The sequence below is a fragment of the Geobacillus sp. FSL K6-3411 genome, assembly GCF_037965715.1.
GTDB classification, from domain to species: Bacteria; Bacillota; Bacilli; order Bacillales; family Anoxybacillaceae; genus Geobacillus; species Geobacillus thermodenitrificans.
On the sequence record NZ_CP150187.1, the window covers coordinates 3,396,538 to 3,412,941 of the forward strand.

At 47.1% G+C, this 16,404-nt stretch carries 11 protein-coding genes and 1 pseudogene; 7 read left to right on the forward strand and 5 right to left on the reverse strand.

What is annotated here, in order from left to right; translation table 11 throughout:
• Nucleotides 1–242 precede the first annotated feature (242 nt).
• Nucleotides 243–1,181, reverse strand: a complete 939-nt coding sequence (locus NSQ22_RS17340; RefSeq protein ID WP_008881355.1) for a DMT family transporter — start codon at nt 1,179–1,181, stop codon at nt 243–245.
• A 297-nt stretch (nt 1,182–1,478) separates the two neighbouring features.
• On the opposite strand from NSQ22_RS17340, the gene NSQ22_RS17345 reads away from it, so the two are divergent.
• From NSQ22_RS17345 to NSQ22_RS17365, 5 genes and pseudogenes are all read left to right on the forward strand, one after another.
• Nucleotides 1,479–1,955 carry a hypothetical protein gene (locus tag NSQ22_RS17345; RefSeq protein WP_011888321.1) on the forward strand — a complete coding sequence of 159 codons (477 nt, stop codon included), beginning with the start codon at nt 1,479–1,481 and terminating at the stop codon, nt 1,953–1,955.
• A 301-nt stretch (nt 1,956–2,256) separates the two neighbouring features.
• Nucleotides 2,257–2,754 (forward strand): L,D-transpeptidase family protein, encoded by a 498-nt coding sequence (locus tag NSQ22_RS17350; RefSeq protein ID WP_008881357.1) that lies wholly within the window; start codon nt 2,257–2,259, stop codon nt 2,752–2,754.
• A 614-nt stretch (nt 2,755–3,368) separates the two neighbouring features.
• Nucleotides 3,369–3,653 (forward strand): hypothetical protein, encoded by a 285-nt coding sequence (locus NSQ22_RS17355; RefSeq protein ID WP_339263933.1) that lies wholly within the window; start codon nt 3,369–3,371, stop codon nt 3,651–3,653.
• A 141-nt stretch (nt 3,654–3,794) separates the two neighbouring features.
• Nucleotides 3,795–4,513 (forward strand): annotated as a pseudogene (locus tag NSQ22_RS17360) (pre-toxin TG domain-containing protein); the annotation flags it as partial.
• A gap of 383 nt (nt 4,514–4,896) precedes the next feature.
• Nucleotides 4,897–5,322, forward strand: coding sequence for a hypothetical protein (locus NSQ22_RS17365; protein ID WP_327987297.1), 426 nt, complete (start codon nt 4,897–4,899; stop codon nt 5,320–5,322).
• 179 nt (nt 5,323–5,501) lie between these two features.
• Here NSQ22_RS17365 and NSQ22_RS17370 read toward each other — a convergent pair whose 3' ends face one another.
• The 3 genes from NSQ22_RS17370 to NSQ22_RS17380 all read right to left on the reverse strand — a co-directional run bounded on the left by NSQ22_RS17370 (nt 5,502) and on the right by NSQ22_RS17380 (nt 11,950).
• Entirely contained in the window at nt 5,502–7,199 is a 1,698-nt protein-coding gene (locus NSQ22_RS17370; RefSeq protein ID WP_339263935.1) for an alpha-amylase family glycosyl hydrolase, read from the reverse strand.
• Entirely contained in the window at nt 7,196–9,859 is a 2,664-nt protein-coding gene (locus NSQ22_RS17375) for a glycoside hydrolase family 38 C-terminal domain-containing protein (protein ID WP_339263937.1), read from the reverse strand. The genes NSQ22_RS17370 and NSQ22_RS17375 overlap by 4 nt, the downstream gene beginning before the upstream one ends.
• Before the next feature lie 135 nt (nt 9,860–9,994).
• On the reverse strand, nt 9,995–11,950 hold the full coding sequence (locus NSQ22_RS17380) for a fructose-specific PTS transporter subunit EIIC (protein WP_041264726.1): 1,956 nt from the start codon (nt 11,948–11,950) through the stop codon (nt 9,995–9,997).
• A 199-nt stretch (nt 11,951–12,149) separates the two neighbouring features.
• Here NSQ22_RS17380 and NSQ22_RS17385 point away from each other — a divergent pair, with 199 nt between their 5' ends.
• Together NSQ22_RS17385 and NSQ22_RS17390 are read left to right on the forward strand one after the other, a co-directional pair.
• A complete protein-coding gene (locus NSQ22_RS17385; RefSeq protein WP_081157604.1) occupies nt 12,150–12,896 on the forward strand; it encodes a MurR/RpiR family transcriptional regulator in 747 nt (248 codons plus the stop codon).
• Nucleotides 12,897–13,204: 308 nt separating this feature from the next.
• Nucleotides 13,205–14,749 carry an IS1182 family transposase gene (locus NSQ22_RS17390; RefSeq protein WP_339263938.1) on the forward strand — a complete coding sequence of 515 codons (1,545 nt, stop codon included), beginning with the start codon at nt 13,205–13,207 and terminating at the stop codon, nt 14,747–14,749.
• Nucleotides 14,750–14,987: 238 nt separating this feature from the next.
• On the opposite strand, the gene NSQ22_RS17395 is transcribed toward NSQ22_RS17390, so the two are convergent.
• Nucleotides 14,988–16,325 (reverse strand): radical SAM protein, encoded by a 1,338-nt coding sequence (locus tag NSQ22_RS17395; protein WP_081157577.1) that lies wholly within the window; start codon nt 16,323–16,325, stop codon nt 14,988–14,990.
• Nucleotides 16,326–16,404 lie beyond the last annotated feature (79 nt).

Consider the following 16,404-nt stretch of genomic DNA (forward strand, 5'->3'; position numbering starts at 1 on the left):
AAATGCATAAAATCGATATGCTCATGCGTATCTGGGCGAAAGAGAAACATAAATTCCGCAAAACGACTGATTGTGAGTGGCCACTATCGTATTTCCCCGTCGCTCTCATGAAGCCCCCTGCCTATGGCACAAAAAAGTCGCCCCCGTTCAAAAGGCGACAACCCCTTTTCTACTCCGTGACCCTCGCATCCATTCTTGTTCCTTTTCCCTCTGAACACATTACACCGAAGCGGGAGAACGTGCTACCACATCCCCGCCTTTCTCCCGCCTCTTGTCGCGACATTCGTACGGCGAAAGCGGGCGCTTACGTCATCCATTCCTCCGCTGCCGAGAACGACACCTGCCACGATCAGCACAAAGCCTAGCCCTTGCGCCCACGAAACGGGCTCGTCGAGCAACCAATGCGCCCCAAGCAGCGAAAAGAACGGATTGAGGTTGATAAACACCGCCGACTCAGCCGGACCGAGATGTTGAACGGCTTGGTTGTAAAACATATGGCCCAGCGCTGTCGCCACGACGGCCGAAGCGAGGAAAATCGTCCAAAGCAACGGTGTGCCCTCCTTCAAACTGGACAACCCACGGGGCTCAAGCACCAAACCTAGGACAAACAGCCAAAGCGACCCAAAGATAAGCATCCACCCCGTCATGACGCGCGCGTCGACCGTCGCCTTTTTGATCATAATAAAGCTAATCCCTTGCGCCAAGACGGCCAAAAACACGTATACATCGCCGACCGACAAATGACCAAGGCCGCCGTTGCCGTTCGCAACGACAAACATAACGCCAAAAAACCCGAGCGCGATGCCAAGGAGCCGAAACATCGTCGGGCGCTGGCCTAAAAACACCATCGCCAACAGCGCCGTGACAAGCGGCACCATCCCTAAAACTAGACCCGCATTGACCGCCGTCGTTCTCGTCAGCCCCACTGCAAGGAAAAAGTGGTGAGCAACGACACTAAACATAGCGGCCAAGCCGATCTGTTTCGCTTCTTTCCAGCCGACTTTTCCAAGCCGTCCAATCCCCCATAAAAACAAAAGCACGACTACACCAGCCGTGAAAATCCTTAGCGCCGTCAAGGTCACCGGGGAAAAGTGCTCAACAAGAATTTTCAACGCCGTCACGTTCAATCCCCAAGCGACCATGATCCCAACCAGCAGCGCATAAATGTATGATTTCCGCATCACCCTCGACCTCTCCTAGAGCTGTGTTCTCGGTGGAATGCCAAAGGAAAAACGGAGCCGATTTACGCTCCGTCTATCCACCCTCATGCTTGCGAACGCCCCCCTCGTCATAAGGGTGCGGACGCTTTTTGTTCCACCATTACTTCTTCCATTTATTTTACTACATCCGAATCGATTTTTTGACTAAAAATACAGCCGCAACTAACCAAACCGTTCCCCGCTTCTCCAAAAACAGCCAAACAACCCATATCCGCCGCCGACTCGGCATATGGTAATAGTAGAGAGGAGAGAAAACCGATGGTTCCACGCTACCGCCAAAAAACGATCTCCGCACGGACGGGAGTGACCATCCTTACCGCCGTCGCCTTGCTCGCTGTTGTGCTGTCATTGTTTCTATCCAACGAACGCCATGAAGCCAAACAAGTTGTTAAGGCATTTTACCGCTACGAACAGGCGGGGGACTTCGGCAGCTCGTGGGAACTGTTTCATCCACAAATGAAAAAGAAATTTCCAAAAGATGTTTACATCCAACGCCGCGCCCATGTCTTTATGCAAGACTTCGACGTCGAGACGTTTGAGTACCGCCTTGACGAGGCGGAACACTTGGCTTCGTGGTCGATGTCAGGTGAACACAAACCGTTACAAGATGTCTACCGTATCCGTGTCATCCAGACATTCCATAGCACTTTTGGCGTGTTTGAACTCCATCAAGACGTGTTTGTCGCCAAGGAGAACGGGAAATGGAGCATCTTATTCCCCTACGATTCGTCATGAGCTGTTACTCCGTACGGTCATGAAGGGAAGCCAGCATCGTTTTTTACCACCCAAAACATCCACATATACGAGCGGAGCGCATCACCGCCTGGTGATCGTTATCGCTCTCTTCATTCATTCGCTATGTTTCTTTTTGTTCAAGAACGATCGTTGGAAGGAAAAAAACGGATTTTCACCACTACTCTAGCGAAGAGAACGGTTTCCTCATTCGTTTGGCAACCTTTCTAGGATTTTCTCATACATTAATGTATCATGCACCCGAACGGGTTTCTCCGTCGAGCGAACAAAGGAGTGACAGCCCATGTACAAACATATTGTCAAACGCGGGGAAACGATCTCTTCCATCGCCAGAGACTACCGCACATCAGTGGAGGCGCTGCTTCGCGCCAACGGTCTCACCGCCTCATCCATCATCTTCCCTGGACAAGAGATCATCATCCCTCACCTTCCGGCAAAAGGATCGATTCCGTACACAATCCATATATCTATCAGCCGCCGACAACTCATATTGAAAGATAGAGGAAGAACGATCCGCACCTACCCCGTTGGTGTCGGCAAAATGGTTACCGCCACGCCTGTCGGTGATTTTGTCATCGTCAACCGCCAACCCAACCCGGGCGGTCCGTTCGGCGCGATGTGGCTCAGCTTATCTAAAATCCATTATGGCATTCACGGTACGAACGACCCGTCCTCCATCGGTAAATACGTATCGAGAGGGTGCATCCGCATGCACAACAAAGACGTGCTCGAACTCGCTTCCATCGTCCCAAACGGAACGGAAGTGTTCATCCGGCCGTGAGGGCAACCGAAAGCACCTAATCGCCTACGCGGGAAGTCTTCTTTTAACGAAGTTTCAATATTCATAAGGCCGCCATTCGTCTCTAGCGAACGGACCTCGTGTTTCTAATCGTGATAGCAGATGACAACCGATCCAGCAAGCGGTAGAAATTGAGACGATGGCGGTCGGGATTTTTGGTACCATACCAAAGACATTTTGCTCAAATCGCTCAGCGCATTGTGACAGAATCAAGAGCCCGATGTATACATTACGGACTTCCACTGATAAAACCACTGCTTCCAAACGACGCATCGACACCGTCGTATTTCTTCTCAAAGACCATTTGATTCTTCTCCTCAAATACCCGTCGCTGACTTGGTAAAAGAAATGGACAACGATCAACCACTCATCCAATAGCATCAAAGAGCCTATCACTTTTCCATCGAAGCTGGTACAAGAGAAAGCCAGGCAACAGCCAGTCTCAGTCGTTCGATTTTCACGGTGAACACCTGAACACTGCAAAACGCGTCAAAAGCGCGACTCCTCGCTCACCATTGATCGGAGGACTGCACCCTTCAATATCAACAATGACGAGCGATGTTCTCTATCCTCATCACGCTCCACTTTTTCTATCCATGAACGAAACCACAACTCTACCTTTCTCTGATTTTACAAACCAACCATTTTTCCTCAAACAATGTCCTGCTCTCCGCCTGCTTGTTCTACAAGCAGAAAGCAAACAAAAACACTTTTGTGAAGGTGCCCGCTATGAGCCAAACGAGCGAATGCCCCGACTAGGTGAATGGTTTGTTGGCACATTGATTCTAACCAAGGGCTTTGTGAAAACAGCAGGAAATATAACCAGGGAACTAGCCAATAAATGGTATCAAAATAACAATCTATATGATTTTGGACTTTGATACTATTTATGGTAATCATGAGTAGAGAGATGAGACAACATGCTGAGCGGATCCAAAGAAATGGAGGGCAAAGGAGCTGGCGAAGGAAGGCATTCGGCGGATGAACGGTGAGACCGCGACCATGAAGGAGCAGTGCAAGCAATGATTCAGTTGAAGCCAGATGAATTAGAAACGGTGGCGAAGCATATTCCTGATGCGGAAGACGCACGCGGACGACGCTGTCGTGGGAACTTTCTTCTCTCGCCATGAACCTTCCTGGCGTCAGCACTCCTGCCATCAAAGCGCTGCGGGACGAACTCGTTTATTGGCTGCAGCGTTATGAAGAAAGAGCTATTGTATCGCACCGCCGCAGCGATGCGTCAAGCAGACCAAACGTCGTCCGATAACATGAAGGAATTCCACTTAGACCTGATTGGTTGGTACGACTTGCAACACATATTCGGGGAGTACGACCCAGTCATTGGAGAGCGCCTATCGTTTGGTGATCGGCTGTTGGCAGGAGGAATATTGATTGCGTCGATTGCTCCTCCCGCAAAAGGAGTCGGCATGGCAGGAAAAGCAGCGACCAAGGGAGCGAAGGTGCTCGACACCACTTCTCCCCTGTCGAAAGTGAAACATGTCATGCGCGATGGTAAATCTTCCAAACGATTTACCATCAAGTCATCAAAGCACCGTTGACGGAAACCATCCGCCTGTTCAGGAAACAATGGAATGAGTTCGTGGAAAGTGTCGCATCCGTCGCATGGCAACCAGCGTATGCGGGAGTTAGCCGGACATCCAAGATAGGGATCAATGAAGGGAAAAATACATCTCTCCCTAAGATTAAGAAGGTTGGGGAGGAGATCATAGAAAAGGGTTCTCGTCATTTTGTTAAAGTTGATAAGACTAAAATCATAGAGACAACTACCGTGGATAGAAAAGGTGGGGAAACGGTAGTAGCCCATGCTTTGCAGAAACATGCAAGAAGATTTTAGGAAAAGTAAAAGAGGGACCTGAACAGATGAATCAAATGGCAATCAAACATCTTTAGGAAATACTAGATGCCCCAGGAGAATTTCATAGGGTAAACGAATTCCTAGAGAAAAAGCTTGCTGATGAACGGGGAGTGCGTTCAAATCTTGGCGGAACATTTAAAGGGTTTATTGTCCAATAAAGGGGGAAATGGTAATGGAGAATGTAGAAATTATATTATCCGATTTTTAAGAAAGAAAAACTTGAAGCTTTCATCTATGAAGAACTCCAGTTGACAAAACTCCACATTCAATCATCACATTTTTATGATCCAAATTTACAACGCGACATCGAATTTTCTGAAGTAAAAAACATAAAAGAGTTACTATCACCGAAAGGAATCGGTCATGTTGTTCTGGAACAACTGCCGTTAGGAATTTCGCTAAAAAATGTAGTCATCGTTTTTTCTTTTGACGAGGAATATGGTGATATTGTCTTTAACTTTCCTGAAAGTGAACTATTCGTCGCTGACAAAAATGAGGTGAAATTAAGATTTACAAAGTTAGTGGATTATTTAATGAATTTGAAGATGAAATACGATATTTCTAAAGTCATCATAGGTTATAAACCCGCTTACGATGAAGATACCATGTTAATCGAATGGGATGATGATCCCCCTCATTTGGAAGAGGTCCTCGATGCTCTATTCAATGCTTAGAGGGTGTCTCAAAAACAGCGAGACACCCTTTTACACTACATACCATATACACGCTCGACCGATTTCGCTCGTGGGAGGCTGATGATAAAGTTTCCTTGAAGCGATCAGTCAAACTCCGTAACGGGTCACTTTTTCTATAAGGAATCCAGTTCCCCCTCTTTCCAACCGACTGCGAGTAATCATCGATCCGCCTTGACCCATACGTATTGGTATGGCGACAAAGCGAGAGACTTGTACACTTTTTTCCCTGTGAATAAATCCTCCCCGCTGATATCTGCCTCGATGGTGACATCGTCGGGGGTCACATTGACGACACAATACACGACTTCCTTCGTCTTCTCATTCTCCCGTTTTAGCCCAAATACACGATCATCCAATTCAAGAACGGTTTGCGGGGCGTATGGAGAAAACGCTGATTGTTGGCGGCGAATCTCGACCATTTGTTTCAGCCCGTTAAAGATGGCGTTTCGCCGCTCATTGTTGGCCAATTCGTCGATAATTCGGGCATACGGAAGTTTTTCGCGGTTGATCCGACGGTGAATGCCTGACTCGGCAAGGCCGTGGTAATCGTTGCGAGAACCAAGCAACGAGTGATAATACAGAGCCGGAACCCCCATCATCGAGAATAAAATGGAATGCGCAGCTAACATTTTTTGAATTTGCTGCTGTTCGGTCACATCCACGTCCTTATTGATTAAGGCATCAAAGTACGTAATATTTAACTCGTACACCGACTGACTCCCGTCCGTGTTTGCTTTATAGGAGACCCTTCCCCCGTTTTGCAACACTTTTTGGACAAGCATCTCCTTCTCTTGTTCACTTAAAATCCCCTCAACGGGACGCATTCCAATGCCATCATGGCTTGCCAAGAAATTAAAGTACGTCGCTTGATCAGATATTTTTTCAATCGTCTTCGCCCACTCCGTTAATTTTGTCGCACAATGAACGGTAAACGTGTATAACACAAGCGGTGGAAGGGCGAACTGATACACCATATGGGCCTCGTTTGTCCCATCTCCAAAATAGCTAATGTTTTCATGATGTGGCACGTTTGTTTCGGTAATGATTTGCGTATTTGGTTTGAAATAATCGAGAAGCAGACGCCACAACTGAATGATGGCATGAGCCTGCGGTAAATGCATGCAAGTCGTCCCTGATTCCTTCCATATAAAACCGATCGCGTCTAAGCGAATGCTTGTCCCGTGTTTATATGCATACTCTAGCAAAATATCAGTCATCTCAAGCAAAACAGGAAAATGGCGATAATTGAGATCAATTTGGTCTTCGCTAAACGTTGTCCACACCGTCTTTGTATTGTTCGTTCCTGGATAGTCGTGAAACAGCGGTGTAGTACGCGGGCGGATGACCTGACTTGTATCAAATGATGGATCCCTCTGAATAAAATACCGTTCATAAGTTGGATCGCCTTGCAAATACTTTTGAAACCAATCGCTTGACTTCGAAATGTGGTTGGCTACAAAGTCAAACATCAATCTATAGTCTTCCGCCAATTGTTCAATGTGCTCCCAGTCGCCAAGCCGCGGATGAATGCGACGGTAATCGACCACAGAAAAACCATCATCTGACGTATATGGAAACATGGGGAGTAAATGGACATCTGTAATCCAGTCCCCGACTTGTGTCTTTAAAAATGTATGCAATGTTTCTAGCGTTGGCGTTCCGTCTTCGAAAATACTGTCTCCGTACGTGATCAAATATACATTTTCTTCGGAGAGCGGGGCACTGGTTGGCCATTGTTTGTTCTCCCATCGCTCAATGAGCGCTTGAAAAGCCATCAAATACTCGTCATTGTATTGCTCGCCATATATGGTTTTCAGCTTTTCCTCTAGCTGCGGCAATATAGTTTGTTTCCTCATGACATGTTCGTCCCCTTCAATTTCAATGTCATATACCCTTTTCCATCGACAACAAACGGCCCTTCCATCGTCCGAATGGTTTCTTCAGCTAAATTAGTTTCTTCGATTTCTTTTATGTGGTTGCTTTTTACCATCACCGTCTTTCTTTCGCATGTCGGGTTAAAGAAACGAACGATAATGGACGAATCATCGTGTGCCTGTTTGCACACACTCATAAACACATCTTCCCGATCCACTTCTAGCAAAGAAAACGATTCCGGTGCTTGCTCGATCGGGTACGGGATCTCGAACCGTTCCAACCGCTCTTCAAATGTATTGAGCTGCTGTCTTTGATAAGAGGCAAAATGGCCCCGATACCGGTCAATATGCGCAAAAATTTTCGCTGGGTTCAGCGTCTCGTTGGCCATGTATATCGCATATTCAAAATCCATCTTCTTTTTCATTTGCGCATCAGGCGTATACACGACTTTGTTATTAATGCCTGAGGCACGGCCCGGACGCCAAAGCAAATCATCTTTGCCAAGCACACCGACACTGCGGAATAATGTGAGCGCTAGCTCGTTTGTTTCCGTCAGTACTTCATACTCTTTCATCCCTTTGGTCAACGCCGCAAACACGAAGCGATCATCATAAAGCCCAGCCGCATTCTCAAGTGGATAAATCGGCACAGGGGCTTCAGCAAATCGTTTCTCACGCCAATTGGTTAAATACTTACTCTCCACAGGGCGCTCTACTAAACTGAAAGCTTGATCCGCAAATGATGTCTTAGCACCGGCCACCGGAGCGGTTAACAACACGCGAAGCCGATGATCTTCCGCTTGATTCTCTAGCTGGTGACAAACACGGATGATTTCTTCCCCTTTTCTCAATTCAAAAGAGGTGATGATTTCCAGTTTACTTGAACACTCCCCTTTCTCCCGCTCCGATAAACAAGAAGGGATCACTCCAATGTGCCGAACAACCATCTTTTCTGTCAAAGGCCCTTTTTCGACAGAGAGAAGCTCCGCTTTTTCCATATAAATCGGTTTATCTCCTTCAAGCGGAGAGTAGTCGTATGAATCACCCGCATCCCCTGTATTTTCAAAACGGATAAAATTCGTCACCGTCTCACCGGATGGTTGATGGTGCAACCGCAATGTCCCTTGTTCATAGGACAGTGCCAAATATTCGTTTTCAATCCGAGTCTCTTGATCGAGGATTCGCTTTTCACGACCTCCCGTTCCCTCAATCACCTGGTATGTGCAATAGCCCAGCGCTGGCACATGGTCAACTTGCAGACGCACAACCGTTCGATAGTACCCTTGTACGTCGATCTCTTTTTCTCCCTCTGCGGTCACCACAATTTGTTTTCCGCCCGGCAAATAGTGTTGCTCAACGATTTCCGCCGGAACGCCTTTCCCATCGTTGGTCACCAGTTGGAAGTGTGGGTCTTTTGTAAATATCACGCCATCAATCAGTCCGGAAAACGGACGTGGCAACAGATTAAAAGCAACGTAAATATTTTCGTTCCCCGTCTGGCGGCTAATCGCATAAGTGATTCGTTTTTTCAATAGATTCACAAGACCGTCTGCCATTCGTTCTAATTTCTCAAGGCGGTGAACAATATCTCGATTCGTTTCGTCCGAGTTGCAGCCGCCAATGCTGTCATGGGCGTGAACGTCAAACAACTGCTTCCACATTTGATCGAGCCATCTTTTCGGATACGGCAACCCTAACGCTTGTCCAATCACCGCAAGTGGTTCAAGCACATGTAAAAGCTTATGTTCAATGATGGCATTTTTCTGCTTAATATCGTACCGTTGCGAACGAATCGTATGGTGGATGCGTGAGCGTTGCGATGCCAGCAATTCTCCCTCAATCACATTTGGAAACGGCTCGCCCGCCCAAGCCTCCTTCATAAACGTCTCGTAATCGGATAACACGTATTCCCGCTTTGGATCGATACGATTTAACTGAGCGACGGTCTCGGGAAAATGCTCGCGCACAAGTACCTGATCCCCACCGGCAGGCAATAACAAATGATCACAGTGCTCGTTCACTTCCTCTAACTTTTCAATGATCGGAATCAGTCGATTCTCTACATACTCCTGATCAGATGATAAAAATTTTCCCGGGCCGTAGCCGAAATAAAGGTGATTGGCCTTCACCGACTGCCCATCAGGAGATTTCCAAATAAAATTGACATCCCCATTTAACTGCTCTGTGTAAACTCCTCGTTGCAAAATGCTAAATTCAAGCCCAAAGCCGCGAAAAATGGAAGGCAAATAGCCGTTTTGTCCAAAGATATCTGGTAAATAACCGATTTCCATGCTATGACCCATGCTTTGGGCTATTTTCGTTCCGTAAAGCAAGTTTCGAATCATTGACTCTTTGTGGACAAGAAGCGAATCCGTCTGCGTATACCAAGGCCCGATAAAAAGCCTCCGCTGCTCAATCAGTTTTTTCATCCGCTCCCGGTTCTCTGGGCGAATGTTCAAATACTCTTCCACGATGGAAGACTGTCCGTCAAACACATAGGCAGAATACGTTTCATCCCGTTCCAACACATTGAGAAGATGATCGATATTTTCAACAAGCAAAATATTCGAATCTTCGATGGAAAAATACCACTCTCGATCCCAATGGGAATGAGGCACGACATGCACGCGTTTGTTCTTCACCTTGTTGACGCCTCCTTATCAAAATCCAAGCTCACCAACTGTTTTCTTGATCTACCACTTCTCCAATAAGAGGATGAAAAAGCATAAGGCTATGGGCATGTCACCCCATAACCTTATGCTGTTGTCAACCTTGTTTTATTGCCCTGTTCTTTTCAATAACGCCAATCGGATAAAGATATTGACGAGAGCGATAAACAATGCCCCTACAGCCAATCCCGTCAAATAAGCCCATAAATTCTCAACAAACGGCCAGCCCCAAAACGCCGGAAGCGGCAACCATTGAACCGCGCCTAAATAGACGGCTGTACATGCTCCTAAAATCGAACCGACAATATTGACTGGAATCGTAATGAGCGGGTTCCGAAGCATAAACGGAATCGCGCCCTCACTAATCGCGATAAATCCAAGAACTAATGCCGTGTTCCCAGCAATGCGCAAATTCTCATCGAACACACGGCGGCCGACGATATATTTATCAAGAACCGTCGCCAATCCTAAGCCGATCGGCGGGATCACAATCGCCAACACCCGCGGCGTAAGAGGGAAAATTTGATCTGCCGCCAAACCAATGGCAATCGCCCCAGCTGCTTTATTAATCGGTCCGCCTAAATCAAATGCCGTCGCCGCTGCAATGATGGCGGACAGAGTGAGCTCACCTGAGTCTTGGGCGGACTCAATGAGCTGACGCAGCCACGCGTTTAACCCACCAAACACAGGATCGACAATATAAAAGTTCAGGAAGAAAACAGACAACACACTGATGGCCGGAATGATCAGCATCGGCTTCACTGCTTGGAAATTTTTATTTAACCGAATATGGTTATTGAGGAATCGAGAAACATATCCAGCCGCCAATCCGAGAATCAAGGCACCAAAAAATCCAGACGGGATCCCGTTTTCCACTCCCCAAAACGTGTAATGCAATCCAGCCGCAAACGCACCACCAATGAATCCAGATACCAATCCGACACGGTCAGCAATCGCATAAGCGACGAACGCAGCGAATACGGGATACATGAACTTGAAGATCATTCCGCCAAACTTATCTAAATGATGCAAAATGACAAACCACTCATTCGAATGGGTCGCATACTTCACATCGTTAATTTCGTTGACTAAACCAAACGGCATCGAGCCTAGCTTCGCAATGCCAATCATTAAACCAGCCGCGACAATGACCGGAAGCATATACGAGATGCCGGTTAACACCGCCTGTGCCATTTCTGACAAGAGCCCGGCTTTTTTCCCATTGCCTGTTTGCATCGTTTCCTCCTCAGAAGCGGTGACAATCCCATCCGGCTGGTGAAGCACTTTATGGATGATCTGTTTTGCATGCTTTAACGGTTCCGCTACCCTCGTTTGCACGTACGGCTTCCCAGCGAAACGCTCCTTGCGTTTCGGCGCAATATCCGTGGCAAAAATGACCCCATCGGCTTGTGCAATGACATCTGCCGTCAGCTCGTCTTGAATTCCGTTAGCTCCTTGCTTTTCTGTCAATACACGGACTCCGAGCTCACGCCCAGCTTTCTCCAACGCCTCGGCTGCCATATACGTATGCGCAATCCCAGTAGCACAGGCTGTAATGGCCAAAACTGTTTTTTGATACGTGACATTTTGGTCTCCCCCGCTTGTCCCTGTCTCATCTAGCGCCAGAAGCAATTCCTCAGCGCTTTTGGCCTCCATCAAGCGCCGCAGGTAACCCTCATCCATCAAACGCAAGCTTAATTCCGATAATACATTTAAGTGCGTCGTCCCCGCCTCTGCTTCCGGAATCGCAAGCAAGAACACAAGTTGTACTTCATTATGAGGATCAATGCTTTCCCAATCCTTAATAGGGGAAGATAAGCGCGCAATGGCAAAGGCCGCTCGATTGACCGCTTTTGATTTTCCGTGCGGAATCGCCAGCCCTTTTTCCAGTCCGGTTGGAGAAATTGCCTCCCTTTCCATGACGGCCTGAAGGAACGCCTCTTTCGAAGATAAGACACCGTTTTCAAAAAGAACATCGACAAGAGCGCGAATCACTGCTTCTTTCGTCGAGAGACCGACATCAAATAAGATGAGCCGTTCACTCGTCATTTGTGTTAATTCCAACGTATGTCCCCCCGATATCATCCATAATCATAAACCGCTTTCAATTTTGTTTTATCATACTGTTCTCCTTCATAGTTGTACATCCGACGAACAATTATACTTCTTTCTCCTCAAAACTGACGGGGGTTTTCCCTCGAACGGCCTATAGCATGTGTTATAATATTGTTAAAATAGCGACGATAAGCAAAGGAGTCTCCATATGGGAAAACTTCTGGATCGATTTTCAAACTATATCGGCCAACTCACCCATGCAGAAAAACACGTTTTGTACTATATCGATGGACATGTGGAACAAGCGAAACAATTATCGCTAACTGCTATGGCGGAAAAAAACAACGTCAGCACCACCACCATCATCCGTATGTGTCATAAACTGGGCTTAGAAGGTTTCTCAGAGTTGAAATATATTCTGAAAACGATCGACGACCAAGCCATTCCGGTTGGAGAAAATACGATTGAACGGTACAAAGTCGATATGAATCAGACACTCGATTCATTGGAGCGAAAACATGTGGAAGAAATTAGCCAGTTGATTTTTGAGGCCAATCGGGTGTTGATTGTGGCGGTTGGTCTATCCAAAATGATCGGGGAATATTTTAGCAAACTTCTCATCCAAGTAAACAAACCGAGCTCGTATGTGTATGAATCACATATTATTGACCTTTTACCCAACATGGTTCAACCAAAAGATATGGTCATTTTCATTTCATCCAGCGGAGAGACAAAAACCATTGTGCAAGCGGCAGAGAAACTTCGCTTTAAAAACATCGAAACGGTAGCGATCACGAACAGCGCCGATAGTACATTAGCCAAGCTTGTACGAAAACATATCAGCGCCTACGTGCAACGTGTCCAGTTTGCGGGTTATGACCTATCTGCCCGTTCGACCCTCGTTGTTCTGATTGACATTTTATTTGAATTTTTCATGAAAAACTATAAAGCATAACCAACGGCATCGAAACTGCCTTTAAGCCACGTTCACTTCATTCGCTGCAACAATTGATTAACCGCCTTTCCACCTGAATGGAGACTCGTAAAGGACGAGAAACAACTGTTTCTTGCCACACAATGTTCTCAAGAGCCATCGAGAGGAACATCAAATCGTTTTTCCAACTACATCACCATCCTTATTCATGCCATGAAGCACATAAAATGGCCCTTGTCTATTCGACAAGGGCCATTCAGCTTGTCGACAAAGTCGACAAGCTGTTTTATTATGAAGGTAAGACGAGGGAGAAATGGAGGAAAGGAACGATGCTTCGGCCACACCAAGAAGATGGGCGCTATACCGAAACCACGGTGAAACTGGATGATCTGGTTCCAGAGGATCACTTGGTAAGAAAGCTGGATGCGGCCATTGATTTTTCTTTTATCTATGATGTGGTGAAAGATCTCTACTCTCCTGATCATGGACGTCCGAGCATTGATCCAGTGATGTTGTTTAAAATGTATTTGATTCAGTATGTATTTGGGATTCGCTCCATGCGTGAAACCGTCGAACAAATCCGAACCAACGTCGCCTACCGTTGGTTTTTAGGACTTAGTCTTCATGATCCCGTTCCTCATCACTCGACGCCAAGTAAAAACTATGCGCGTCGTTTCGCTGGAACGGATGTATTCCATCAAATTTTTTCACGGATTTTAAAAGAAGCCTTTGAACACGGATTGGTAGATTCGAGTGTCTTGTACGTAGACTCCACTCATGTCAAAGCAAGCGCCAATAAAAAGAAGTTTACAACGGAAATGGCAGAAGTCGAAGCCAAAGCCTACCAACAGGAACTCGAAAAAGAAATCGAACGGGATCGGATCGCTCATGGAAAATCGCCGTTGCCATCTGAGAAAAAAAAAAAACGGGAAGTAAAAGTAAGCAAAACGGATCCGGAGAGCGGACTGTTGGTGAAAAATGAACGGGAGCGAGTGTTTGCCTATTCGTATCATACAGCTTGTGATCGCAACGGATGGATTCTACAGACCTACGTGACGGCAGCCAACGTCCATGACAGTCAAGCGTTTTTTGTGCTGTTCGAACGAGTGAAACGGGAAATCCAATCATGTCCGGAAGCCGTGTGTGTAGACGCAGGATATAAAACTCCTGCCATTGCCAAGTATTTACTCGAACAAGGGGTAAAGCCGATTTGGCCGTACACTCGCCCGAAAACAAAAGATGGATTCTTTCGGAAATCAGATTTTGTGTATGACGAATATTTTGATTGTTATCTATGCCCCAATGATCAAGTTCTATCTTACTCTACTACGAATCGGGAAGGGTACCGGGAATACAAATCGGACCCGGCGGTGTGCCGAAGCTGTCCGTATCTTCATCAGTGCACGCAAAGCAAGAGCTACACCAAAGTAGTCACTCGCCACGTATGGCAGGACTACTATGAAGAAGCAGAGCATTTGCGGTATGTTCCGGAATACCGGGAACTCTATGCCCTCCGAAAAGAGACGATTGAACGGGATTTCGCCGATATGAAAGAGAAGCATGGTCTGCGCTGGACGCATTACCGGGGATTGGAAAAAAATGAGGCGCAGGCGATGCTTGTTTGTGCTGCCATGAATTTAAAAAAACTGGCGAATTACCTATGGAAGGCGAAGCACCGCCCTTTCTTTTCCTTTGCATGGCTTCCCATCCTACCCACTTTTTTTGAAAACATAGTCTATTTATGGAACAAAATGGGTTTCAGACATTCGTCTGAAACCCATTTTGTCAACAGTCTGAATGGCCCTTGTCTATTCGACAAGGGCCATTGTCATGATCAAATACTTTTTCGTTCACTTCATTTGGCGCATGGTTGATCGTGTATCTTCTTGAAAAAACGAAATCTTTTCGCATCGCGAGAAAAGGAATGCTTGATACATAGTGACGTCAGCCGGGAAAGAATCTTAAACCATTTCACAGCTTTTTCTCGGATCGCCTACCAAACTGTGGTTCTCTCCCATTCATCATTTCAAATGACCAGGCACTGATTTCGTCAGCCGCCCAGAATGGGACAACGCAACAGGCGATGCGGCAGGACGCAAAATACGCATATTCTCACCTCCCTTTCCCTTCATCTCGTACGAATGACTGCGCATCAATCAGCCGGAGCACTTCTTTGATTTTTCGCTTTTCGTGAGGGCAAGGACGATCCCCTGTTCGCAGGCGGTACAACGGGCAATGATTTCCTTGACACGCCGGCCGGAAAAAGCAAGCTTGGCACTGTTCATCCGTTTCCTCGCCTGACGTTACCCATAGAGCGAGCTTATCCATATCGACATCCATCGTTCCATCGGCATGCAGACGGCCGATACGGTTATATTCCTCGTCAAAGGCGCATGTGCATTTATACACTTGGCCGTCGGCCCCGATGACGAAGGAATGTGGCTTCGCCGCATAACAAACCGCCCCAGAAGGCATCAACATCGACTCCACCATCGAGCTCATCGAAAGTCCTTTCTTGATTCCGTATTCCGTCAACTCCCATATTTTCACCTCTGCCGTCCGATGGTCACAAACCGGCAACCGCTCATCATTCGCCCCGCCCCATCTCCCAACGGGACGGCAAAACAGCTGAAAACGCCGGTCCCCGGCAAAGTAACAAGCCAGCTCGTCTAAAAACAGCGGAATCCGGTCAAGGTTGTCTTCATCAAAATTGACCCGGATGTCCACTTCAAATGATTCGTCAAGCGTCTGAATATCACGCAAATGGCCAAGAATCGTCTCGTACGTCGGTCCCCGATTCGCCAGCACCCGCCGCACATCATGCACGTCTTTGCTTCCATCAAGCGTCACCATAAAACGGGTCACTTCACACCGCAACAAACGCCGCATCGTTTCTTTCGACAAACCGTAGCCGTTCGTTGACATGTCCGCTTGATACGCAACGCCATACCGTTTCGTTTGTTCGATGATCACCGTGCTAATCTCTTCAATCACATCGAGCGCCAACAGCGGTTCGCCGCCAAACCAGCTGACCGTCAAATGGGTGAGACGCGGAATCGTCTTCGTCAAAAAACGTTTCAACCCGTCAATGACCTCACGTTTCATCTGTCCGCGCAAAAACTCTTGATAACAATAGACACAACGGAAATTACACGCCTCCGTCGGCAAGATCACGAGATGCATCACATCCGTCCGGTGCAACGATTGATGCAAAAACTGCGCCCGTCGCTTCTCATCGACGTTCTCAGCGACAAGAAACCCACACTCCACGAGCGTTTGTTCCACCGGTGACAGTTCGCGGTCAATCCTGGTTCTCTTGAGCGCCTTAAGCACGGCGGCTTTCTCACCTTCCGCCACCGCGCCAATCGCCCCTGTATAGCTATTGTAGAGAATCAATTCACCTTGCTTCGTTTGCGCCATCGCGTTAAATCGGGACGGAATCCACTTCATGTCTCCAACACCTTTTTGTTTACCATCCTATCAATCCGTGCCGTTTTCCGCTGTTAAATCGGTCACATTGGCGCTCCTA